The sequence below is a fragment of the Corynebacterium sp. KPL2895 genome (assembly GCF_040225815.1).
Lineage (GTDB): Bacteria > Actinomycetota > Actinomycetes > Mycobacteriales > Mycobacteriaceae > Corynebacterium > Corynebacterium rhinophilum.
Map to the genome: position 1 here is coordinate 1 of NZ_JBEHFY010000054.1, position 1,054 is coordinate 1,054.

Here is a 1,054-nt window from a genome sequence, read left to right on the forward strand (position 1 = left end):
GCTCGTCAAAGACTGGGCGCGGAAATGGCGCAAAGACGGCGTTGAGGCGTTGAAACCGAAATCGAAGGGCAGGCCTAAAGGCTCGGCCGCACCGAAGCGGCTTACAGAAGAAGACAAGCTGCGCCGCCAGATCGCACGGTTGGAAGCTGAAAACGCTTATCTAAAAAAATTGCGGGACTTGAGGAATCAGGGACACGCCTGAAAGTTCAGGCGATCGTCATCCTCAAGTCTCACCACCGCTTAGAGTACCTCCTAGAGGCAGCAGGTATCCCACGGTCGACATTCTTCTATCACCAGAAACGACTCAGCGAGCCAGATAAGCACGCTGCGATCAAGGACGCGATCCTAGAAAGCTTCGAGGCTAACAAGCATCGCTACGGCTACCGGCGGGTGTTGCTGGACCTGCGCAACAAGGGCTGGGTGGTCAACCACAAACTCGTCTACAAACTCATGCATCAGATGGGTCTTCGAGCCAAGATCCGCCAACGCAGGCCGTATGTTTCCTACGCAGGAACTATAAGCCACATCGCTGACAACAAACTCGACCGCAAATTCACCCCAGACACGCCAAACACCGTCTTTGTCAGCGACGTCACCGAGTTCAGGGTCGCAGGCCGAAAAGTGTATTTGTCACCGGTGATGGACTTGTTCGACCGCTCAATCGTTGCTCACACCGTGGCCACATCGCCGACGGCAGCGTTTACCGCCGATTCTTTGTCCAAGACGATCGCAGCCTGTGCACCGAAGCCTGGGTGGATGATGCACACCGATCAAGGATTCCAGTACCAGCATTCCTCCTGGCGTAACCTGATCGGTGACAACGGTGGTGTTCAGTCGATGTCGCGTAAAGCCAACTGCTACGACAATGCAGTAATGGAGAACTTCTTCGGGCACGTAAAGACCGAGATGTACCACGGGGAAGTCTTCGACACCGTCGAAGACTTCAACCAAGCGATCGAAGATTACATCCAGTGGTACAACACCGAACGCATCCAACAACGACTCAAGGGCCTGACCCCGATGCAATATCGGAATCAGACCCTTGAACCCCTCA

General features: G+C 54.6%; 1 pseudogene. It reads left to right on the top strand.

The window, feature by feature from the left end:
• Window positions 1–1,054, top strand: a pseudogene (locus ABRP95_RS12015) (IS3 family transposase); the annotation flags it as partial.